19 protein-coding genes and 2 pseudogenes are annotated in these 23,785 nt (G+C 40.9%); 16 read left to right on the plus strand and 5 right to left on the minus strand.

Annotated elements, in window-relative coordinates:
- The first annotated feature begins 165 nt into the window (after positions 1–165).
- Positions 166–366 (plus strand): heavy-metal-associated domain-containing protein, encoded by a 201-nt coding sequence (locus J655_RS16870; RefSeq protein ID WP_080973459.1) that lies wholly within the window; start codon positions 166–168, stop codon positions 364–366.
- Between the two features lie 56 nt (positions 367–422).
- On the opposite strand, the gene mobR is transcribed toward J655_RS16870, so the two are convergent.
- Positions 423–2,093: a phenol degradation transcriptional regulator MobR gene (mobR, locus tag J655_RS16875; protein ID WP_032006570.1), complete on the minus strand. Its 1,671-nt coding sequence runs from the start codon at positions 2,091–2,093 to the stop codon at positions 423–425.
- A 370-nt stretch (positions 2,094–2,463) separates the two neighbouring features.
- Here mobR and J655_RS16880 point away from each other — a divergent pair, with 370 nt between their 5' ends.
- The 7 genes from J655_RS16880 to J655_RS16910 all read left to right on the plus strand — a co-directional run bounded on the left by J655_RS16880 (position 2,464) and on the right by J655_RS16910 (position 8,189).
- Positions 2,464–2,751: a phenol hydroxylase subunit gene (locus J655_RS16880; protein WP_000193471.1), complete on the plus strand. Its 288-nt coding sequence runs from the start codon at positions 2,464–2,466 to the stop codon at positions 2,749–2,751.
- A gap of 21 nt (positions 2,752–2,772) precedes the next feature.
- A complete protein-coding gene (locus J655_RS16885) occupies positions 2,773–3,774 on the plus strand; it encodes an aromatic/alkene monooxygenase hydroxylase subunit beta (protein ID WP_017481383.1) in 1,002 nt (333 codons plus the stop codon).
- An 11-nt stretch (positions 3,775–3,785) separates the two neighbouring features.
- The gene (locus J655_RS16890) at positions 3,786–4,052 is read left to right on the plus strand and encodes an MmoB/DmpM family protein (protein ID WP_000049450.1); all 267 of its coding nucleotides are present in this window, start codon (positions 3,786–3,788) and stop codon (positions 4,050–4,052) included.
- Positions 4,053–4,097: 45 nt separating this feature from the next.
- On the plus strand, positions 4,098–5,624 hold the full coding sequence (locus J655_RS16895) for an aromatic/alkene/methane monooxygenase hydroxylase/oxygenase subunit alpha (RefSeq protein WP_017481382.1): 1,527 nt from the start codon (positions 4,098–4,100) through the stop codon (positions 5,622–5,624).
- A gap of 59 nt (positions 5,625–5,683) precedes the next feature.
- Entirely contained in the window at positions 5,684–6,046 is a 363-nt protein-coding gene (locus J655_RS16900; protein ID WP_017481381.1) for a phenol hydroxylase subunit P4, read from the plus strand.
- 14 nt (positions 6,047–6,060) lie between these two features.
- A complete protein-coding gene (locus tag J655_RS16905; RefSeq protein WP_032052680.1) occupies positions 6,061–7,122 on the plus strand; it encodes an NADH:ubiquinone reductase (Na(+)-transporting) subunit F in 1,062 nt (353 codons plus the stop codon).
- 185 nt (positions 7,123–7,307) lie between these two features.
- Positions 7,308–8,189, plus strand: a complete 882-nt coding sequence (locus J655_RS16910; protein WP_032052681.1) for a SphA family protein — start codon at positions 7,308–7,310, stop codon at positions 8,187–8,189.
- A gap of 48 nt (positions 8,190–8,237) precedes the next feature.
- On the opposite strand, the gene J655_RS16915 is transcribed toward J655_RS16910, so the two are convergent.
- Both J655_RS16915 and J655_RS24665 read right to left on the minus strand, forming a co-directional pair.
- Entirely contained in the window at positions 8,238–9,197 is a 960-nt protein-coding gene (locus J655_RS16915) for a LysR family transcriptional regulator (RefSeq protein WP_004702719.1), read from the minus strand.
- Between the two features lie 44 nt (positions 9,198–9,241).
- Positions 9,242–9,371: pseudogene (locus J655_RS24665) on the minus strand (hypothetical protein).
- Between the two features lie 106 nt (positions 9,372–9,477).
- Here J655_RS24665 and benA point away from each other — a divergent pair.
- The 7 genes and pseudogenes from benA (at position 9,478) to J655_RS16945 (ending at position 17,635) form a co-directional block, all read left to right on the plus strand.
- Entirely contained in the window at positions 9,478–10,860 is a 1,383-nt protein-coding gene (gene benA, locus J655_RS16920; RefSeq protein ID WP_032052682.1) for a benzoate 1,2-dioxygenase large subunit, read from the plus strand.
- A complete protein-coding gene (benB, locus tag J655_RS16925) occupies positions 10,857–11,357 on the plus strand; it encodes a benzoate 1,2-dioxygenase small subunit (RefSeq protein ID WP_032052683.1) in 501 nt (166 codons plus the stop codon). The genes benA and benB overlap by 4 nt, the downstream gene beginning before the upstream one ends.
- A gap of 70 nt (positions 11,358–11,427) precedes the next feature.
- Positions 11,428–12,444, plus strand: a complete 1,017-nt coding sequence (gene benC / locus J655_RS16930) for a benzoate 1,2-dioxygenase electron transfer component BenC (RefSeq protein ID WP_032052684.1) — start codon at positions 11,428–11,430, stop codon at positions 12,442–12,444.
- 18 nt (positions 12,445–12,462) lie between these two features.
- Entirely contained in the window at positions 12,463–13,248 is a 786-nt protein-coding gene (locus tag J655_RS16935) for a 1,6-dihydroxycyclohexa-2,4-diene-1-carboxylate dehydrogenase (protein ID WP_032052685.1), read from the plus strand.
- A gap of 57 nt (positions 13,249–13,305) precedes the next feature.
- Positions 13,306–14,499 (plus strand): annotated as a pseudogene (gene benE, locus J655_RS0104600) (benzoate/H(+) symporter BenE).
- Positions 14,500–14,977: 478 nt separating this feature from the next.
- The gene (locus J655_RS16940) at positions 14,978–16,336 is read left to right on the plus strand and encodes an aromatic acid/H+ symport family MFS transporter (protein WP_032052686.1); all 1,359 of its coding nucleotides are present in this window, start codon (positions 14,978–14,980) and stop codon (positions 16,334–16,336) included.
- Between the two features lie 42 nt (positions 16,337–16,378).
- Positions 16,379–17,635 (plus strand): OprD family outer membrane porin, encoded by a 1,257-nt coding sequence (locus J655_RS16945; RefSeq protein ID WP_032052687.1) that lies wholly within the window; start codon positions 16,379–16,381, stop codon positions 17,633–17,635.
- Between the two features lie 102 nt (positions 17,636–17,737).
- On the opposite strand, the gene J655_RS16950 is transcribed toward J655_RS16945, so the two are convergent.
- Both J655_RS16950 and hrpA read right to left on the minus strand, forming a co-directional pair.
- Positions 17,738–18,844 (minus strand): beta-ketoacyl-ACP synthase III, encoded by a 1,107-nt coding sequence (locus J655_RS16950; RefSeq protein ID WP_013198471.1) that lies wholly within the window; start codon positions 18,842–18,844, stop codon positions 17,738–17,740.
- Between the two features lie 95 nt (positions 18,845–18,939).
- Positions 18,940–22,797: an ATP-dependent RNA helicase HrpA gene (gene hrpA, locus J655_RS16955; protein ID WP_032052688.1), complete on the minus strand. Its 3,858-nt coding sequence runs from the start codon at positions 22,795–22,797 to the stop codon at positions 18,940–18,942.
- A gap of 352 nt (positions 22,798–23,149) precedes the next feature.
- Between hrpA and ahpC the strand changes: the two genes are divergently transcribed.
- Positions 23,150–23,713, plus strand: coding sequence for an alkyl hydroperoxide reductase subunit C (ahpC, locus tag J655_RS16960; protein WP_003652649.1), 564 nt, complete (start codon positions 23,150–23,152; stop codon positions 23,711–23,713).
- Positions 23,714–23,785 lie beyond the last annotated feature (72 nt).

Raw genomic sequence — 23,785 nt, forward strand, 5'->3', positions numbered from 1 at the left:
AAACACCTCTACAAATCTGCAAAATTTAATATTCTGTATTGAGCATACAGATTCCCATCATGGGAAGGTCAAGCATATTTTTTTAAAAATTTGGTCTTGACCTTACAATCATGACAAGGTTTAGACTCAGTGTTATCCAAACAAATATCTCATTCTTGATGGAGTATGAACATGAAACTACTTATTGAAAATATGACTTGTGGTGGCTGCGCTCGTGGCGTGACTGCGACGATTCAGGACGTCGATCCAAATGCAAAAGTAGATGTAGATTTAGCGACCAAAATCGTGACTGTTGAAAGCAATGAAAGCGTCGATAAAATTACCGAAGCACTTGAAGAAGATGGTTTCCCAGCGAAAGTGCAATAATCAATAAGGCCTAACGTTTAAAGTTAGGCCTTTATTTTGTGTTTGTTGATATTGACTCAAAGCTGAAATTTTTTAATTCGATAATCTAATGCTGCCCGAGATATTCCCAATAAACGTGCCGCTTCTGACACATTATGATTTGCCTTTTTTAAAGCCGTTAAAATTAACTGCTTCTCGTGTTCTTCTAAATTAAACTCTGCCTTTAATAATTGCTCAAAGTCGGTTTCAATAGCTACAGCCTGCTCTGGGTCATGCTTGATCTGTGGGAAAATGGCATTTAACTTAATCAGCTGCTGATCATCCGTTAATAAAACCGCCCTTTCTAATAAATTTTCCAACTCACGAATATTTCCTGGCCATTCATATTGCTGCATAAAAACTTTGGTCTTTTCACTTACACCCTGAATGGTTTTACCGTACATTTTTTCAAAGCGATGAAGAAAGTGTTCAACTAGTAAAGGGATGTCTTCACGGCGCTCCCGCAAAGGCGGAATCTGAACTGGAAAAATATTTAAGCGATAATACAAATCTGCCCGAAATCGTCCTGTTTTCACCGCTTGCTCAAGATCTTCATTGGTTGCTGTAATTACACGGACATCTAAAATACGTGTCTGTGAATCTCCTACTCGCTCAAATTCACCTTCCTGCAAAATGCGTAATAGTGCTGCTTGTGCACGAGGAGAAAGCTCAATCACTTCATCTAAAAAAATCGTACCGCCGTTGGCTCGTTCAAACTTACCCAAACGAGATTGATGCGCTCCTGTATAAGCACCCTTTTCTACCCCGAATAATTCAGACTCAATTAACTCTGGTGGAATCGCTGCACAGTTTACCGCAACAAAAGGTTGGTCTTTCCTTTGGCTATTTGCATGAACCCCTCGTGCAAAAGCTTCTTTACCAACGCCTGTTTCGCCTTGTAGCAAAATAGAAACTTTCGAACCTGCCGCCTTTGTTAATAATGCACAGACCTGTTTATAAGATGCTGACTTACCCACAGAACTAAATAATTGGTAATCGGCTTCACTATCGCTATAAATTGATTTTTTAAGCTCAAAAAGTTCAGCCTGCAATGCAATCAGCTCTTTTTCCATGGGTTCAGGTGACATGAACTGAATCAGCTCATCTGCATTTTCCCACTCTTCTAAAGGCTTACCAATAATACGGCAATGCTCGTGGCCGCAAGCTTTACACTCTATTTCTTGATAAATAATGGTCATGCCCGTCGCAAAACTACTGTAGCCGCACGCATAACCAAGAAGCATCCAGCATGCAGGTTCATCACTTGGACCAAAATGCTCTAAATGCACATCGGCTTCAAAAGAGTTAAGCCAATTTAAATCGGCATAAAACTGTTTTTTATCGTGGCTTAAATTGAGCTGGTTGGCCTGTACTTGAACCATTCCGCGAATCGCATGCATTTGTGGACCCGCCATAAAAGCATCGTGTTCATTTAAATCGGGACGCATTTTTGTTGTAACTTCTGCATCTTTTAATCCAGCTTGATACCCCAATCGAATAAAAAAACGCTTGGTTCGTTCAAGTCCAATCATGTGCGCTAAATCTTTACGCAAATACCCCATAATGCTGGTGTGTAAAAGCAGCATCCGATATTCATCAAACCAGATTTGGCCGTGGGCAGTATCAAAGTGCAGTTTAGACAGCAGATCATGAATTTCTTGCGGATGATCTGCGTATCGTCCCGTTGTATCGTATTTTACTCGAGCCATGAGTGATCTGTTTTAATCCATTAAACACATTTGGGTTTTATCTCATCTTATCGAAGAACCAGATAAATGTCCTAGTACCTTAAAGACATAACTTCATACTAAAAAAGTATTTCTAAATCTCTCCTTTTTAAAGCCTCAAACATTCTAAAAAGAAATTTTTACGGCCCTCTTCATCAAATCATGAATATATCTATTTCACCATTCAAAAAAATTAATGAAATGGTGAATTTTAAAAACGCTGCACTTTCAATAAAAACTGTAAGTAATTGTTTTCAATTATAAAAATAAAGTTGGCATAGCTTTTGTAAAGCTAGTAGCAAGAGCAAGGAGCATTCATCAATTTCAAGACCATGTCTTGATGGAGTACAGCATGACGCAACCTCAAGTCGAAGCATTAACCAAATATATTCGGGTCACTGGCGACTTAAACGCAGAGTTTATTGAGTTCGATTTTGCCATTCACGACCCAAGTCTATTTGTGGAACTGGTTTTGCCTAAACATGCATTTAATGATTTTTGTAAGACCAATCAAGTGGTTGAAATGACCCAAGAACAGCAAGCTTTTAATGATGCTCAGGAAGAAAAATGGCGCTATGGCACTGAAGCAACCTTAGTCGGCACGCAACGTAATAGCAACGATCACGATGATCAGATGTAAAAAATATAAGGAGATAAAGCCATGACTTTAGAAATCAAAACGTCAAATGTCGAACCTATCCGCCAGAACTATGCCTATATCGAAAGACGATTTGGTAGTAAGCCAGCAACTCGATATCAAGAAGTAAGTTTCGATGTACAGGCAGAAACTAACTTTCACTATCGTCCTTTGTGGAAACCTGAAAAGACCTTAAATGATAAAACCCATACTGCCCTGCAAATGCAAGATTGGTATGCATTTAAAGATCCACGTCAATTCTATTATGGAACTTATGTTCAGCACCGTGCGCGGTTACAAGACACCGCCGAAAGTAATTTTGCTTTTTTTGAAAAACGTCAGCTTGCAGAACATTTGTCTGACGAAGTCAAAGCTAAGGTCATTGAGTACCTATTGCCATTTCGCCACATTGAACAAACTGCAAACTTACACATGATGTCTGGCAGTGCCTATGGTTATGGCACCGTGCTAACCCAAGCTTGTATTTATGCCGCAATGGATCATTTAGGTATAGCGCAGTACATCTCACGGATTGGCTTAGCTTTAGATGGTAATAGCGGCGATTCATTACGACAGGCAAAACAGGCTTGGATGCAACACCCTGCATGGCAAGGCCTACGCCGTCTGTGTGAAGAAAGCCTCACCGAGCAAGACTACTTCAAACTTTTCTTATTACAGAACCTTGTGATTGACGGCTTTGTGACAGAGCTTGTCTATCAACAGTTTGATCAGTGGTTAGTCACTCAAAATGCTCGTGACTTAGCCATGCTGACTGAATTTATGAAAGATACTTTAGGTGATTTACGTAAGTGGTCAGACACCGTCATTAAAACTGCCGCAGCGGAATCCGATCACAATAAACAACTATTAAATGAATGGTTCACTCAGTCTTTAGCTCAAGTAAAAGCGGCCTTTACACCATGGGCAACAGCAGCCTTAACAGCAGATGCAGTCGATCAAGCAGAACAAGTTGTGATTGATCGCGCAAAAAAACTCGGCCTACAACCAGAACTGACAAAAGCTTAAGGAGAAGCAACATGTCTAAAGTCTATCTCGCATTACAAGACAACGATACATCACGCTACATCCTCGAGGCGATTGAAGAAGATAATCCGGAAGCTTCAATTCAGTATTTACCAGCCATGATTCGCATTGAAAGTGAAACTGATTTGGTGATTAAAGCTGAAACCGTATCTGAAAAACTAGGCCAAGATTGGGACATCCAATCATTACAACTCAACATGATTACGCTGGGCGGTAACGTCGAAGAAGATGACGATACTTTCCGCCTTCATTGGAATTAATCACAACATAGACGTTGTTTAACAAAGATTTAAGGATGATCAATCATGACAACTCAAACGAAAGAAACCAGCAAAAAATTAAATGCGAAAGATCGTTACCGTGCATTAACCCGTGATCTGGACTGGGACTTTTCTTATGCTAACCGTAAAGATGCTTTCCCTTATGAAGAGTTTGAAGGTATCAAAATTACGGACTGGTCTAAATGGGAAGATCCATTCCGTTTAACTATGGATGCTTACTGGAAATATCAGGCAGAAAAAGAGAAAAAACTTTATGCCATTTTTGATGCCTTTGCTCAAAACAACGGTCAGATGAATGTCAGCAATGAACGTTACTTAAATGCGATCAAACTCTTTTTAACAGCGGTGACTCCACTTGAATATCAGGCTTATCAAGGCTATGCCCATGTAGGTCGCCAGTTTAGTGGTATTGGAGCACGTATTGCTTCTCAGATGCAGTCGATTGATGAGCTGCGTCATGTACAGACTCAAATTCATGCCATGAGCCATTACAACAAGTTCTTTGATGGCTTTCAGGATTGGGCACACATGCATGACCGCGTTTGGTATTTGTCTGTGCCTAAATCATTTTTTGAAGACGCCCGTTCTGCTGGCCCTTTCGAATTTTTATTAGCCATTAGTTTTGCTTTTGAATATGTACTTACCAACTTGCTATTTGTGCCTTTTATGTCGGGTGCAGCTTATAACGGCGATATGGCAACCGTGACCTTTGGTTTTAGTGCACAGTCAGATGAAGCGCGCCACATGACGCTTGGTCTGGAAATCGTGAAATTCTTGCTCGAACAACATGAGGACAACGTACCTATTGTTCAGGAATGGATTGATAAATGGTTCTGGCGGGGAACGCGTTTGCTTTCAATTGTGGGCATGATGATGGATTACATGCTGCCAAATAAAGTGATGTCGTGGAAAGAAGCTTGGGAAGTTTATTTTGAACAGGCAGGCGGTGCGCTATTTAAAGATTTGAGCCGTTATGGCATTCACATGCCGAAATATAGCGATGTCATTGTAAAAGAAAAAGAGCATGTCTCACATCAAGCATGGTGGATTTTCTACAACTTTGGTCATGCTGCTGGTTTCCATACATGGATTCCAACTGACGAAGAAATGGATTGGCTATCTGCTAAATATCCAGACACTTTCGATAAATACTACCGTCCAAAATGGGAGTTGGCTCGCCAAATGGAAGCCGAAGGTAAACGCTTCTACAGCGCAGGTTTACCACAGCTTTGTCAGGTTTGTCAGATTCCAATGACCTTTACCGAAATGGGCGATGATCCGACTCAGTTTAGTTATCGCCATAGCATTTACCAAGGCGAACGCTACCACACCTGTTCAGATGGCTGTCATGACATTTTCGAGCGCGAGCCTGAAAAATATATACAAGCATGGCTACCTGTAAATCAAATTTTGCAGGGCAACTGTGGTGGCGGTGACCTCGAAACTATGCTCCGCGATTATTACCGCATGAATGTCGGTGCCGACAATCTGGATATTGAAGGTTCCCCAGACCAACAGCGCTGGAAAAAATGGAAAGGCAACGCAGCTTAAGCACAAGGAATTGTTCAGGCAGTCATCAAGCTGCCTGATAGGAAATAAGGAGATTGAACATGACTGTTCGCGCGATACACAACAACTATCAATTTGAACCGCTTGATCTGCAAAAAAATTATGGCGATCAATTCTTACTTTACGTGGGTTGGGATCATCACACACTTTTTTGCTCGGCACATGCCATACTTGCCTCGCCTCAACAAACTTTTGGTCAGTTGATTGAGCAACAAATTACAGGTGGTTTTGCCCAACATCCAGATTTTGCCAAAACTGATTGGTCAAAAGTGCAATACACCTTAGATGGTCAAACAATCAGTCCAGAGAGTACACAAAGCTTGGCAGAGCTTGGTTTTGGTCATAAGTCATTACTTCGTTTCGTTACGCCAGAGTTAAATGGCTATAACGATAGCTACGTTTAATTCGGAGGTGTGTCATGAGTTATCAAGTCACCATTGAACCGATCGGAACAACGATTGAAGTAGAAGAAGACCAAACCATTTTAGATGCTGCTTTACGTCAAGGCGTTTGGTTACCCTTTGCCTGTGGTCATGGCACTTGCGGGACATGTAAGGTTCAAGTCACCGACGGTTTTTATGATGTCGGTGAAGCCTCGCCATTTGCACTCATGGATATTGAACGTGATGAAAATAAGGTGCTTGCCTGCTGCTGCAAACCACAATCCGATATGGTCATTGAAGCCGATGTCGATGAAGACCCAGATTTCTTAGGTCATTTGGTTCAAGACTATCAAGCGGAAGTCATTGAAATAAAAGACCTGTCGCCAACCATTAAGGGGATTCGTCTACAACTAGATCGCCCAATCGAATTCCAAGCTGGCCAATATATCAATGTCCAATTTCCAGACATTGAAGGAACACGTGCATTTTCAATTGCCAATTCACCAAGTGAAGTCGGCATCGTTGAGCTGCATATTCGTAAAGTTGAAGGCGGTGCAGCGACGACTTATGTACATGAACAACTTGCCACGGGTGATCAGCTCGATATTTCGGGCCCTTATGGTCAATTTTTCGTACGCAAGTCAGATGATCAAAATGCCATTTTCATTGCAGGAGGTTCAGGTCTTTCAAGTCCACAATCGATGATTTTAGATTTGCTTGAGTCTGGAGATAGTCGCACCATTTACCTCTTCCAAGGAGCACGAGACTTGGCGGAGCTATACAACCGAGAATTGTTTGAACAGCTCGTAAAAGACTATCCAAACTTTCGCTATATCCCTGCCCTGAATGCACCAAAACCAGAAGACCAATGGACTGGATTTACCGGATTCGTGCACGAGGCTGTTGCCGATTACTTTGAAAATCGATGTGGTGGACACAAAGCGTATTTGTGCGGCCCACCAATCATGATCGACTCGGCAATTTCAACACTCATGCAAAGTCGCTTATTCGAACGGGACATTCACACTGAACGCTTCTTAAGTGCAGCCGATGGTGCTGCTGCACAGTCACGTTCGGCTTTATTCAAACATATTTAAAGATAAACCTTTTAGCACTCCGCTTTTTCAAATGAGCTTTGTATTTGTAATTTAGAAAGTAAATACAAAGCTCACAGGAGTTCTACATTCCAAATTTACAGATTAAACAGACTCATTTTTTTAAAGATCGTTAAGGAATAACGTTTTTTTAGTGACAAGCGAAACAACACAGAATAGGACATTCTATGAATAACAAAATCTCTGCAATCATATGTGGTGTAATCAGCACCCTTTACCTTCCTTCTGCATTTGCGACAGAAAACGGCTCGGACTCTTTTGCCTTAGGTGCCGAAGGTATGATGGCGGGGGCCCTACCACCTGCTGGTGTCTACTTACTCAGTTATTATCAAAATTATCACGCATCAGAGTTTCAAAATGGTCCCGATCAGTTCCATGTTGATGTCAACGCCGTGGTTCCTCGTTTGGTCTGGATGACCGATCAAAAAATTCTGGATGGACAACTCGGGTTTTATGCAGCCCAGCCCTTGGTCGATCTGCGGCTTAAAGTAAATGGAATGGCTGACTCAAACCAAGGTCTCGGAGACTTGATTTTGGGTGGCATGCTCGGCTGGCATCAAGGAAATCATCACTGGATTGCAGCTTTAGAAACTGTACTAGGGACAGGTGAATATGACACTCCAAGTACGACACATCCAGTTGAAGCTAATCTCGGGAAAAACTATCACACCATTCGACCTATTCTTGCCTATAGTTATGCCAACGCGGCAGGCTTAGACCTTTCAACTAAACTGTCTTATAGCTGGAATACACGTAACGACGCAACCGACTACCAGTCTGGACAATACATTGCGGGTGACTATAGCTTAGGTTACCGCATTAACCCCAAACTCAAAGTTGCAGTTGAAGGCTATGCTTTTAAACAAACTACAGATGACAAAGTAAACGGAAGTGACATTGGGTTTAAAGGACAGGCTTTTGCAATTGGGCCAGGCATTCAATATGCCGATAAAAACTGGTCTATTGAAGCCAAATTTTTAAAAGAAACCGAAGTCGAATATCGTCCCGAAGGCCATACCAGCTGGCTAAAATTGATTTGGGCTTTCTAAAACACATCAACGCATAGCTTCAGCTTTTGAGGCTATGCCCTGCTTTATTTAAAAATCGATACCGTCTGAATCATCTATCGGATTCTGATCGAGCGTGAAAACGGTGCGCTTATATGGAATACCTTCTAAATCATAAACCTGATAAATACAGTCAAACAAAAGCTGTAAGTCTTCACTTCGGTCCATTGCACGAGCAGTAATAAAAATCGGACTGACTGCACCGTTATCTAAAATCGGAATGTAATTTAAATGAGGAAAACGAATGGTATCGGCACTGGCAGGAATAATACACAAACCTTCACCCGCTGCTACCAAGCCCAAAGCCAGCTGAATTTCCCGTATTTCATGCATATTTTTTGGAACCAAACTATGCTCGGCAAAAATATTTAAAAGCTGGGTCGAAAAATTAGGCTTTGGAGAAGTGGGATACATAAACATCTTTTCATCAATGAGATCGGCCAAATATACCCCTTCTGTACGCTGAGCAATCGGATGACTCGTATGCGCAGCAACCACCAAGCGTTCTTTACGTAGCAAAATACGTCTCACCGCAGGATCACTAATTCTTAGACGTCCAAATCCAACATCAATACGCCCTTCTTTTAATGCCTGTAGTTGCTCAGTCGTACTTAACTCCATCAATTGAATATTCAAATGAGGTTGTTGTTGCCGAAATAAATAAATGATTCGAGGCAGTAAACCATAGAGTAAAGACCCGACAAAACCGATGGTCACACTGCGTTCAATCAGACCAATACGTTTGGTCATACTTTTTATTTCTTCAGCATTCGACAAAAGTTTAAGGGCATGCTGATAAAAGAAATGTCCGGCTGGGGTTGTCTGTAAAGGACGGCTTCCACGCTCAAACAGTTGAATTCCAAGCTCACTTTCCAAATTTTGAATCTGTCGACTCAAAGGTGGTTGAGCAATAAATAGTTTTTCCGCAGCTTTTGTAAAGCTCTGCTCTTCAACAACAGCCACAAAATACCGTAAATGTCTTAGTTCCATAAGGCATCCATACCTTTAAGATATAAAAAAATGCAAATTCAGTCTTAGACACAGTTTAACCATTCTTTTAAGGTATATACAAGCAACAAACCGATGAAGTGATGAATTGCTTTGTGAACAAGCCTTTTTGCCAATCTTCCAGTTATTCATCTTCATCAATTCACGGTTAAACACCCAGCGCACTCATGCGCTTCATTGACAATATTAGGATATCAAGACCTTTTAGATCGTAGCTAAGGCCTTGGTGACTTCCACACTTTTGGAAAGTCGGAGAACGGACATGCCACGTATTCCTGTAATCAATACTAGCCATCTTGACCGTATTGATGAATTACTTGTCGATAATATCGATACAGGTGAATTTAAACTTCATCGCTCAGTGTTTACTGACGAAGCTCTTTTTGACCTCGAAATGAAATATATCTTCGAAGGTAATTGGGTTTACTTAGCACACGAAAGCCAAATTCCAAACAATAATGACTACTACACCACTCACATTGGTCGTCAGCCGGTCATTATTGCCCGCAACCGTAACGGTGAATTGAATGCCATGATCAATGCGTGTTCACACCGCGGAGCACAACTTTGCCGTTACAAACGTGGTAATAAAGCAACGTATACTTGCCCTTTCCACGGCTGGACTTTTAACAACTCAGGTAAATTGCTTAAGGTTAAAGATCCAAGTGAAGCAGGCTATTCTGACTGTTTTAACCAAGATGGCTCACACGACCTTAAAAAAGTGGCTCGTTTTGAGAGTTACAAAGGGTTCTTATTTGGTAGCTTAAATCCCGATGTTCCTTCACTTGAAGAATTCTTGGGAGAAACCACCAAAATCATCGACATGATTGTTGACCAGTCTGAACATGGCCTTGAAGTTTTACGTGGTTCATCTACCTATACCTATGAAGGCAACTGGAAACTCACCGCTGAAAATGGTGCCGATGGTTATCATGTTTCTGCTGTTCACTGGAACTATGCAGCAACAACTCAACACCGTAAAGAAACTCAAGCTGCCGATAACATTCGTGCCATGAGTGCAGGTTCTTGGGGTAAACAAGGCGGTGGCTCGTATGGCTTTGAAAATGGCCACATGTTGCTTTGGACACAATGGGCAAACCCAGAAGACCGTCCAAACTTCCCGAAAGCAGACGAATACACCGAAAAATACGGTGAAGCGATGTCGAAATGGATGATTGAGCGCTCACGTAATCTTTGTCTCTATCCAAATGTTTATTTGATGGATCAGTTTGGTTCGCAAATTCGTGTACTTCGCCCACTTTCGGTTAATCGAACTGAAGTCACCATTTACTGTATCGCGCCTAAAGGTGAAGCACCTGAAGCTCGTGCACGTCGTATCCGTCAATATGAAGATTTCTTTAATGCATCAGGTATGGCAACACCAGACGATTTAGAAGAATTCCGTGCTTGTCAGGCAGGCTATGCAGGTATTGCACTTGAATGGAATGACATGTGCCGCGGTTCAAAACACTGGATTTATGGACCAGATGAGGCAGCGAACGAAATCGGTTTAAAACCCATGTTAAGTGGGATTAAAACTGAAGATGAAGGCCTGTATCTGGCCCAACATCAATATTGGTTACAAACCATGAAACACGCGATTGCATCAGAGAAAGAAATTGCTGATCAGGGAGAAACAGCATGAGTGCTCAAGACAAAGCAACTTTAGAAAATATTGCTCAGTTTCTCTATCGTGAAGCTCGTTTTTTAGATGATGAACAATGGGATGACTGGCTTGAATGTTACGCACCGGAAGCTTCTTTCTGGATGCCAGCTTGGGACGACGACGATAGATTAACTGAAGATCCACAATCTGAAATTTCACTTATTTATTATCCAGACCGTCAAGGTTTAGAAGATCGTGTGTTCCGTATTAAAACTGAGCGCTCATCTGCAACCAGGCCGGACACACGCAAAAGCCACAATATTGCCAACGTTGAAGTTCTCGATCGCGACGGCGACAAGGTTACTGTTCGCTTTAATTGGAATACTTTGAGTTTCCGTTACAAGACAAATTACAGCTATTTCGGTATGTCACGTTATGTGATCGATTTTTCAGGTGATCAACCAAAAATCTTGAGCAAGTATGTCGTTTTGAAAAATGACTACATCAATCAAGTGATTGATATTTACCACCTTTAAGACATACCCCTCAGTTAAACGGACTGTTGGCTGAGGGTAAAAGTTTCAAATATTTTGTAGGATACATGCCATGTCAAACCACAATATCGCACTTCAATTTGAAGATGGTGTTACACGTTTCATTAACGTAGCTCAGGGCGAAACCCTATCTGACGCAGCCTATCGCCAAAAAATTAATATTCCTTTGGATTGCCGTGATGGAGCATGTGGAACTTGCCGCGCATTTTGCGAGTCCGGTAGTTATGACATGCCAGAAGAAACCTATATTGAAGATGCATTAACCCCTGAAGAAGCTGAGCAAGGCTATATTCTTGCTTGCCAATGTCGCCCAACGTCCGATGCAGTATTCCAGATTCAAGCCTCATCAGATGTTTGCAAAACAGAAATTCATAGCTTCCAAGGTACTTTAGCCCGCGTTGAAAACTTATCAGATTCAACCATCACATTTGATATTCAACTTGATGAAGGTCAACCGGATATTCATTTCCTTGCAGGTCAGTATGTCAATGTTGCAATTCCAGAAACTGGCGAAACACGTTCATATTCATTTAGCTCAAAACCGGGCAATCGCTTAACAGGCTTTGTGGTACGTAATGTACCAAATGGCAAGATGAGTGAATTCTTAAGCAAGAATGCTAAAGCTGGCGACAAAATGACATTTACAGGTCCATTCGGTAGCTTCTACTTACGTAATGTAGCGCGTCCAGTGCTAATGCTTGCAGGCGGTACTGGTATTGCCCCATTTATGTCGATGTTACAAGTGCTTGAAGAAAAAGGTTCAGAACAACCAGTTCGTTTAGTCTTTGGTGTAACCAATGACTTTGATTTGGTTGCTCTAGAAAAACTCAATGAGTTGCAGGCGAAATTCCCATGGTTTGAATATCGAACTGTGGTCGCAAGCTCTGAGAGTAACCATGAACGCAAAGGCTATGTCACTGGTCATATTGAAAGTGAATGGTTAAACGGTGGCGATGTCGATGTTTATCTATGTGGCCCAGTGCCAATGGTAGAAGCGGTACGTGGTTGGTTAGAAACTGAAAATATCAAGCCTGCTAATTTCTTGTTTGAAAAGTTCTCTGCGAATTAATAGGTGGAGAAGTTATCTATGTCAAACCGTCAAAGATTTACTAATAAAGTCGTGATTGTTACGGGTAGTGCCCAAGGTATTGGTCGTGGTGTGGCACTGCAAGTTGCAGCTGAAGGTGGACAAGTCGTCATGGCTGACCGCTCTGAATACGTTGAAGACGTTCTCAAAGAAATTCAGAGTGCAAATGGCAATGCCGTCACGGTTAATGCTGACCTAGAAACCTATGCAGGCGCGCAAGCAGTAGTTGCACGAGCCATTGAACATTATGGTCGGATAGATATTCTGATTAATAATGTGGGTGGTGCGATCTGGATGAAACCTTTTGAAGAGTTTTCCGAAGAAGAGATCATTAAGGAAGTAAATCGCTCGTTGTTTCCAACGTTATGGTGTTGCCGCGCTGTGTTACCTGCCATGATTAAGCAACAATCGGGGGTGATTGTAAATGTGTCTTCAATTGCAACCCGTGGTATTAATCGTATTCCCTACTCAGCATCTAAAGGTGGCGTAAATGCTTTAACGGCATCGCTTGCTTTTGAACATGCCAAAGACGGAATTCGAGTCAATGCTGTTGCGACTGGTGGAACCGAAGCACCGCCTCGCAAAGTACCACGCAATGCCAACCCGTTAAGTCAAAATGAAAAAGACTGGATGCAGCAAGTGGTTGATCAAACAATAGATCGAACATTTATGGGCCGTTATGGCACAATTCAAGAACAAGTCAATGCAATTTTATTTCTTGCATCAGACGAAGCATCATATATGACTGGCTCGGTTATTTCAGTCGGAGGTGGAGATCAGGGTTAACCCTGATCTTTTTGCATGATTGGGTAAATAACATGATTTGCATGGAGGCAATCACACATGGCAACCCTGTTAAAGACATTAAAAAATGACTGGTCCATATCAGCAACAGTTGCTGGCTTTCTTGCGGTTTTAATTTCTTACTCAGGCCCACTGATTATTTTTTTCCAAGCTGCTCAGCGCGCCCATGTGTCCACCGACATGATGGTGTCATGGATTTGGGGAATTTCAATTGGTGCCGCCGTTTCAGGTATTTATCTTTAAATTAAATATAAAACACCTGTCATAACCGCATGGTCAGCACCGGGCACTGCCCTATTAGTTACCCTATTTCCAAACGTCTCGTTGAATGAAGCAGTAGCCGCCTATATTACTTCTGCCATTGTTATTTTTTTAATTGGCGTTACAGGTTACTTCGACAAATTGCTAAAGTGGATTCCGCAAGATGTCGCGGCGGGCATGATGGCTGGGATTCTTTTTCAATTTGGTATTGGTCTATTTACCGCGTCTGATAGCATGCCTTTTATTGTCTTTAGCATGCTCATTGTCTTTTTAATTGCCAAACGTTTAATGCCGCGCTACACCATGATTTGGGTGTTAGCTGCCGGAGTTTTATTAAGCCTCATTTTAGGCAAAATGAATCCGGTTGATGTGAGTTTTAGTTTAGCTATTCCACAGTGGATTAGCCCAGAATGGACATGGAACTCAACACTGAACCTCGCTATTCCTCTCATTTTAGTCAGTCTAACCGGTCAATTTTTACCAGGTATGGCGATTATGAAACTCAGCGGTTACAACACCCCAGCCAAACCCATTATTACTGTCACCAGTATTGCCTCTTTAGCTGTTGCCTGTGTCGGCGGTATTACCATTGTGCTTGCATCAATTACCGCAGCTTTATGTATGGGCAAAGATGCACATGAACTTAAAGAAAAGCGTTACATCGCTGGAATCGCCAACGGAATTTTTTATATTTTAGGAGGCTTATTTGCTGGCAGTATTGTCATGCTATTTAGCTTACTTCCTAAAGAACTGGTAGCAGCACTAGCAGGTTTAGCTTTACTTGGTGCGATTGCCACCAATATTTCTGTTGCCATGAAGAATGATAGTCAACGTGATGCTGCACTTATTACCTTTTTAGCTACCGCATCAGGCATGCATTTTCTTGGATTAAGCTCAGTTTTTTGGGGTATTTGCATTGGTGTAATCGCCCATTTCATTCTCACCCCACGCTCAACGCCAGCCACAAATTAAGTTTTTTATCTAAGCACCTAACACTAGAATAAAGCCTCAATCGCCAAATCAGGATGCAAATAATTTGCTAATTCTGATTTGGCGATTTTTATTAAATATAAATTAAATTTCATTTTTAAGATCAATTTCTAAAATAATTAAATAATAGATTTTAGTATTTTGTTTTTATATTTTTACTTCAACTCATAATATAAATTTAACGATATTTTTAAGCGTGATTATCATCAATAAAATCTATAAAAAAGTACCTATAAAATCCTTAAAATTCTCACAATACAATATTTAACCCTATTTTAAACGCAACAAAAACACCCACTAAGACAAGGACAATAAATTATATTTTTCAATTGCTTACATTAACTTAAGCACAATACCTTAAAGACATAAAGATATATCAATTAGGTTTTTGACTCTAACTCAATAACAAAATAGTTTATTAAAAAATAACGCGATGCTTCACAAATTGGAGGTGAAGAAAATGGATACGAGCAAGGTTAATATTAATGAGTTAATTGATAAAGCTAGTTTTACATCTTTTCATTGGAAAGTTTTAATCTGGTGCTTACTTATTATTATTTTTGATGGATATGATTTAGTTATTTATGGAGTTGCTCTTCCTCTGTTAATGCAACAATGGTCATTAACTGCGGTAGAAGCTGGGTTACTCGCCAGTGCTGCGCTATTCGGGATGATGTTTGGTGCCATGATTTTCGGCACGCTTTCAGACAAACTGGGACGAAAAAAAACCATCCTGATTTGTGTCACCTTATTTAGCGGATTTACCTTTATGGGTGCCTTTGCCAAAGGACCAACAGAGTTTGCTATTTTGCGCTTTATCGCAGGTCTTGGGATTGGTGGCGTTATGCCAAATGTGGTCGCACTTATGACTGAATACGCACCAAAAAAAATCCGCAGTACATTAGTCGCAATCATGTTTAGTGGCTATGCAATTGGTGGCATGACCTCTGCACTACTCGGCGCATGGCTTGTGAAAGATATGGGCTGGCAAATCATGTTTTTAATTGCGGGTATTCCCCTGTTGCTGCTCCCACTCATCTGGAAATTTTTGCCAGAATCTCTTGCCTTTTTAGTGAAATCTAACCATGGCGAACAGGCAAAAAGTATTGTGAGTAAAATTGCACCTCAAACTCAGGTAAACGCCAATACTCAACTGGTATTAAACGAAAGCACAACAACAGATGCACCTGTCCGTGCGCTTTTCCAGCAAGGCCGTACCTTCAGCACATTTATGTTCTGGATTGCTTTCTTTATGTGCTTACTCATGGTGTATGCCTTAGGAAGCTGGTTACCTAAACTCATGCTACAAGCGGGCTACTCATTAGGTGCAAGCATGTTGTTCCTGTTTGCACTCAATATTGGCGGCATGGTCGGTGCAATTGGTGGCGGTGCTTTAGCAGACAGATTCCATTTAAAACCTGTTATTACGATCATGTTCATTGTGGGTTCAGCAGCTTTAATTCTACTTGGTATTAATAGTCCGCAATTTATTTTATATAGCCTGATTGCAATTGCTGGTGCTGCCACAATTGGTTCGCAAATCTTACTCTACACTTTCGTTGCACAGTTCTATCCGACAGCACTTCGTTCAACTGGCATGGGCTGGGCATCTGGAATTGGTCGTATCGGTGCGATTATCGGACCAGTTTTAACCGGAGCCCTACTCACACTTGAGCTTCCTCACCAAATGAATTTCTTAGCGATTGCAATTCCGGGTGTGATTGCTGCACTTGCAATATTTATGGTCAATCTCAAAGCCTCTGTTGCCGCACAAACGCCATCAACTTTTAACTCTCAAAACACGCTTGCCCAGCAGTAAATTAAATGCGCCGAGGACTGGCGCATCTTTTGGAAATGGATTATGGAATTATTACACTGCTTTAAGCCATGTGCTTTAACTTTCGCAACCTTAGTGTTGATGTATGGCAATTCATTCGCTGCAAATCCAAATCAGCAGCCCGAAGATGAATGGAAGTTCACGCTAAAGAATGCCTATATCAACCGTAATTTTGATAATGATGCCCTCAAAGATACTGGTAGTTGGTCTCAAGCAGCATCGCTATTTTATAAATCGAAAATGCATGACACCCCACTGCAAATTGCAGACAAGCCTATTACGATTGGTGCCGATGCTTCTGTTCAATACGCTGTACGTCTAAGTTCGGACAAACACGTCGCTGATACAGTTTTGCCTTTTAATAAAGAAACACAATCTCAAGCCTCTGACTTCTTAAAATACGGCGCAACTTTAAAACTAGGTTATGACAAAACTCTTTTAAGTGTCGGTGAACTCTGGTTAGACCTGCCTGTAACGGCTGTGGATGCCAGCCGACAATTGCTTGCCTCTTATTGGGGAACCAATCTTAAGTCGCAACTTTCAGATCAGCTCTATGCAGAAATTGGTCGAGTCGAAAAAGTGTCGCCACGCAATGAAGAGGACTTTAAAAAGTTTTCATTCACGGCAAATGGAATGACTAAAGAATCTGACGGCTTAAATTATATTGACCTGCGCTATCAATTTACGCCGTCACTCAAGGGTGAATATTACTTTGGTAATTTGGAAGACCTCTACAACAAACACTATGTTGGGCTTGAGCATAATTGGAAACAACCTAATTTTGCGCTTACGTCTAAGTTTAAATACTTCAATGCAAAAGATGACGGCAATACTTTTGATATTGATGCGCAGAACATTGGGGTGTTAGAAACACTTAAAGTAAAGAACCATACCTTTGGTTTGGGGTACCAACAAATTATCGGTGAGTCGGCTTATCCTCTACCAGATGGTTTCTTACCAGAAACCTATTTCATTAACTGGAATGCAACGGGTTTCTTTAAAGAAGATGAAAAGTCTTACCATGTCATGTATGGCTACGACTTTAAAGATTATGTTCCGGGCCTAAATGCGATGGTGAAATATGTTTACGGAAATGATTTCAAAGCAGCCAATGGCGAAAAAAATCATGAAACCGAGTCGAATGTGATTTTAAACTATGCGTTTCAACAACCATTCTTAAAAGGTCTTGCCCTGCAATACATTCGGATTGATTACAACGTAAAACACGGCAATGACTTTGGTGAAGACCGCTTGTTTGTAAACTACACCAAAAAGTTTTAATCATTTTTGATTCAATTGAAGCGGGCTAATTTTAGTCCGCTTTATTATTTTCGCCCCATAAAAAAAAACGCTCTTACGAGCGTTTTTAATTAATCTAGTAACTTAAGCAACGTGCTTTTGTACAACAATCGAACCGACTGAATAACCAGCACCGAAAGATGAAATCACCCCATATTCGCCATTATCTACTTCATGGCCTGTACGGTGTAAAGCAATGATCACGCCTGCTGAAGAGGTATTGGCAAACTCATCTAGAATAATTGGGGCACGGCTTAAATCTGCCTCTTTACCAGCCACATATTTCAAGATTAATTCATTCATGTTGGCATTGGCTTGGTGTAACCAGAAACGCTTGATATCGTTTGCAGTTAACTGCATTTTTTCTAACTGCGCATTAATGATTTTTGCCACCAACGGACAAACATCTTTAAAGACTTTGCGGCCATCTTGACGGAATAACTTGTCGTCAACTACTGCATCTTCGCTACGGTTTAAGAAACCAAAGTTATTGCGAATGTTGTTTGAAAATTGAGTAAATAGATGAATATCTAAAATTTCAAAACCAGTCTTAGTAGTGGTTTCTTCAATAATAGAAGCCGTTGCAACATCACCAAAAATGAAGTGACAGTCACGGTTACGGTAGTCTAGGTGACCCGATGTAATCTCAACGTTCACCAATAAAACACGGCGAGCACCCGAGCGAATTGCATCTGCCGCTTGTTTCAAACCAAAAGTTGCAGCTGAACATGCAACGTTCATGTCGTAGGCATAACCTTGAATGCCAAGTGCTGACTGAATTTCAATCGCTACAGCCGGATAAGCACGCTGCATGTTTGAACATGCCAAAATCACAACATCGATATCTTCAGCAGTTACGCCTGCATTTTCCATTGCCTGTTTCGCAGCAATCACGCCCCACTCTGCTTGAAGTGAAAGTTCATCATTTGAACGTTCAGACAAACGAGGACGCAAACGATTTGGATCGAGAATACCTGATTTCTCAATCACGTAACGGCGCTTAATACCAGACGCTTTTTCAATAAATTCAGCACTAGAACCACGTAATTCTTCGAGTTCACCTGCTGCAATTTTCTCTGCATTCTCTTGGTTATATTGTTCCACATAAGCATTTAAACTGTCGGCCAGTTCTTCATTAGAAATGATTTCTGTTGGGTGAAATAACCCAGTACCTGTGATACGAATGCCCATGTAAAACTCCTAAAAAAATGAATAGGGTCTGTTAATCTTTCATTTATAAATTGCGTTGTAGGCTAAACAACAACATAAACAGACCCCGATCTATCTTAACTGATTCCCAAACGATCCCATAACTTTTGCAGTCGAGTTGGCGAAATAGGCATCTTGGTTTTCATCGGTTGAGAAAATAAAGAAATGCGGAATTCTTCCAACATCAAATACAATTCTTTGATTTTGGGATTATTTTTGAATTTAAATACCTTGTCCATCCATGGATCGACATCATCAATAGCGGCATGATCTCGCTGTAGATTATTTGGCAATCGATCTAAACGCAATAGCAGCGCTTTTAAATATCGCGGATATTCCTGCCAAAGATCGACTGGTTGGCAGTAAACAAAATTACCAAGTGACATTAAATCTAGTTGATCTTCAATATCATCAATACTGCGCCCAAACACGTTTGGATCAAGCACTAAAAGCTGACGACGGATTTGCTGCCACTGAATGTAAATATCACTTAACTGCTCAAGTGCTTGCTGACCATGGGTCAAAAATTGCTTTTTAACTTGCTCGAGCAGTTTGTTAAATTCATCTGCGTTAATTGGCAGAGTCGTAATTGCCATCTGCAACGTTGCATAGACCAACATCTGCTCAAGCTTAGCTTTATCGCCCAAAGGTGAATAAGCCAACGCGAGCGGTTTTGAAATCTGCTTTTTCAACTGACGAACCAAATCGCCAAGTTGCATATGGACTAGACGAATAATACCTTCACGATGCTGTTTAATCGCCTCAGCCTGATCGTTAAACGTTTGAATAACAATGCCTGACTCATCTTTAGCTTCGAGGTCAGCAAAAGCCTTGGTCGGAACTAAAGCCTGATATTGCTTTACTACAACGCCCGTAACTTTATGAGAAGCCTCGAAAGTAAAGTTTTCAGGAAAGTCCTTAAACTCACCTTTTTGCTGTTTCACTGGACGATGCGTTTCTACACGACAACGTGCTTTTAACTCAGGTAAATCACGCCCTTTCGCAATCAGCTTACCTTTTTCATCAATAACCTTAATGAAAGGCACCAAATATGGATCAATACGTTCAAACGAGAAATCTTTTTCAGTAATTTGCTCACCACGCAAGGCAAAAGCTAAATAACTAAAAATATGTTCACGTAAATGTACTGCATCAACCCCTTGCATGAGCTTACGAGCTGTATCAGGAATAGGCACTACATTACGACGCTTGTCTTTAGGTAAAGCTTTGAGTAAAGCCTCAATTAAATCTTGGCGCCAACCCGGAATTCCCCATGACCAAATATTTTCATCGACTTGAGGCAATGCCTGTACAGGAATTTGAACAGTAGCACCATCTTCATCATGGCTAGGGTCAAAATGATATGTCGTTGCTAAACGTAGTTGCCCATTGTGTAGATGATCTGGGAATTGCTGCGTTGTTGGTCGGTCATTTAGCCAGAGCGCATCATCGTCAATAAATAAATAACGAGGATTATTTGCTTCTACCGTTGCACGCCAGTCTTCAAAACTACGGCGACTCGCGATTTCCTCAGGAATTTTCGACGCATAAAACTGATAAATTGTTTCTTCATCCACCACCAAATCACGACGACGCAATTTATCTTCAACTCGCTCTACTTCTTCAAGCTTAAGTAAGTTGTGTTTTAAAAATGGTGGAACTGTACCCAAGTTACCAGTAGTTAATGCATCGCGTAAGAAAATCTCATGAGCAGCAGGTTGGTCAACTTTCTCAAAATTAATTAACCGCTTTGGCTCAATAATTAAACCAAATAAAGAAATTTGCGCATACGCATTGACGATCCCAGCTTTCTTAGACCAATGTGGCTCGAAATAGTGATATTTCAACAAATCGCGTGCAGCAAGTAAAATCCATTCAGGATCAATTTTGGCTAAAGTACGTAAGTACACTTGAGAGGTTTCGACCATCTCAAAAGCCATCACCCAAGAGGTATTGGTTTTATGCAAAGTACTCGCAGGGAAAACTTTAGCCTTTTGCTGACGCACTGCCATAAAGGTGTTGCGTTCATCAGTTTTATTAGCAATAAAAGATAATAAGCCTGTCAGCAACGCACGGTGCAAGTTTTCATAATTCGCAGGTTTTTCATTAAAGCTGAGTTTTAAGCCTTCGGCTAACTCAACCAATTGCTGGTGTGTCTGCTTCCACTCACGTAAACGCAACCAGCTTAAGAAATGCTGCTTGGCAAATTGACGCCGTTTATTTTCAGACATGCCTGCTTCGCCTTTAGGATTTAAAGTCTCCCAAAGTTTCAAATAAAACAGAAAATCTGAATCTGCTTCTTTAAACAAAGCATGCTTTTGGTCAGCCTGCATTTGTTTATCGGCTGGGCGCTCACGCGGATCTTGAACCGCTAAAGCACTTACCACAATTAAGATTTCTTTGAGTATGCCAAAATGAGCGCCGCCCACGATCATACGAGCGAGTCGTGGGTCAATTGGCATACGAGCCATCATTTGCCCAACTTTGGTCAGCTCATTTTTTTTCTCGTTAAGTGCGCCTAACTCAATCAGTAATTTACGGCCATCATTTACAAGACGGAAATCTGGTGGCTCAATAAAGTCGAAGTTTTCTAACTCACCTAACCCTAAGCTCTGCATTTGCAAAATAACAGACGCTAAGTTGGTTCGTTTAATTTCTGGTTCGGTAAACTCAGGGCGACTTAAAAAATCTTCTTCGCTATATAAACGAATACACACACCCGGAGCAATACGACCACAACGCCCTTTACGCTGATTGGCAGCAGCCTGTGAAATTGCTTCAATTGGTAAACGTTGTACACGTGAACGATAGTTATAACGTGATATACGAGCAAAACCGCTATCAATCACATAGCGAATATTCGGAACCGTAAGTGCAGTTTCGGCCACGTTGGTCGCAATAATAATACGACGTCCTTTTCCACCCGGACTAAAAATCTTCTGTTGTTCAGAAACAGCTAAACGCGCATACAGCGGTAAAATTTCGGTATGTCTTGGCCCATACTTTTGTAAGGTTTCCTGCAACTCACGAATTTCTTGTTCTGTGCTTGAGAAAATTAGAATATCGGCATGTTCGGGGTGACCTTTTGCTTCTGCGTCAGCAAAGCATTCTTCAACCGCTTGTACCACTGCGCGAGGAAGATTTTCCTCAAAATCATCAAACTCATCGTCATCACTGCCACCAATATTCATTTCTGAAATTGGGCGATAAAGTACTTCGACAGGATAACTACGCCCTTCTACTTCAAAAATAGGTGCGTCATTAAAGTAATTACTAAAGCGATTTACATCTAAAGTTGCCGAAGTCACCATAACTTTTAGATCTGGGCGTTTTGGCAGTAACTGCTTTAAATAACCCATAATAAAATCGATATTGAGTGAGCGTTCATGCGCTTCATCAATAATGATCGTGTCATATTTAGACAAATAACGGTCATTACCTAACTCGGCAAGCAAAATACCATCGGTCATTAACCGTACGATTGAGTCCTGCGAACCTTGTTCATTAAAACGGATTTTAAAACCGATAGATTCGCCAAGCTTTTCGCCGACTTCTTCTGCAATACGTTGAGAAACACTACGTGCAGCTAAACGACGTGGTTGGGTATGACCAATCATTCCCGTTAAGCCACGTCCCGCTAACATTGCAATCTGAGGAAGCTGTGTGGTTTTACCTGACCCTGTCTCCCCTGCCACAATAATGACCTGATGCTTTTGAATCGCATCAATTAAACGGTCTGCATATTGAGAAACAGGTAAATCCTGATTCAATTTGATTTTAGGGAGACGTTCAAATCGCTGCCTTACTTTGGCATTAGATTGTTCAAATAATTTTTCAATCTCTGCTGTATTAGCTTTTTTATCTTTACGCAAACGATTTAAACGGTAACGATCTCTTGCCATCACCCACTGATCAATATTTAAATCATTCTGCACAGACAAATTTTCCTGAAAATACAACAATCCTCTATTTTACGCTCTAATGACCATAAGGTAAAACAGTTGGTTTTTTATATATTTTTAATTTTTTAAAATTTTACCCTTGAATTTTGACTAACGAGACTTCATGTTGTTAGGCAAGTTTCTTTTACGATAACTGTCATTTGATTTACATGTTTTTGCAGTCAAATCGAATACAGTGTTTGGGGACTTAAAAATCGTAAATTTATCACTTATTCGATTTTCCGATTTTAGTCATGTAAAAATACTATTTCCCCAATAAAGAATTTTTATTTATTCTACATCTCGTAAACAAGTTTAAATATAAACCTCAATCATGGAGACAATGATGAGCTTGATTAATACTGAAGTTAAACCATTCCAAGCAACTGCTTACCACAACGGCCAATTTGTTGAAGTTAACGAAACTAACCTTAAAGGTAAATGGTCTGTTGTATTCTTCTATCCAGCTGACTTCACTTTCGTTTGTCCAACTGAACTTGGTGACTTAGCTGACAACTACGCTGAATTCCAAAAACTTGGTGTTGAAATTTATGCTGTATCTACTGATACACACTTCACTCACAAAGCTTGGCACGACACTTCTGAAGAAATCAAAAAAATCCAATACCCATTAGTTGGTGACCCAACTTGGACTCTTTCTAAAAACTTCGACGTTCTTATCGAATCTGAAGGTTTAGCTGACCGTGGTACTTTCGTTATCGATCCAGAAGGTAAAATCCAAATCGTTGAACTCAACGCTGGTGGTATCGGCCGTGACGCGTCTGAACTTCTTCGTAAAGTAAAAGCTGCTCAATACGTACACGCTCACCCAGGTGAAGTTTGCCCAGCTAAATGGAAAGAAGGCGAAGCTACTCTTGCTCCATCTATCGACCTAGTTGGTAAAATCTAATCTCTTATTAGATTTTAAAAACTCAAAGAACCATCCCTCATCGGATGGTTCTTCTGTTTTGAATAAGCACAT

This window comes from Acinetobacter sp. 1294243, from assembly GCF_000588015.1.
Lineage (GTDB): Bacteria > Pseudomonadota > Gammaproteobacteria > Pseudomonadales > Moraxellaceae > Acinetobacter > Acinetobacter pittii.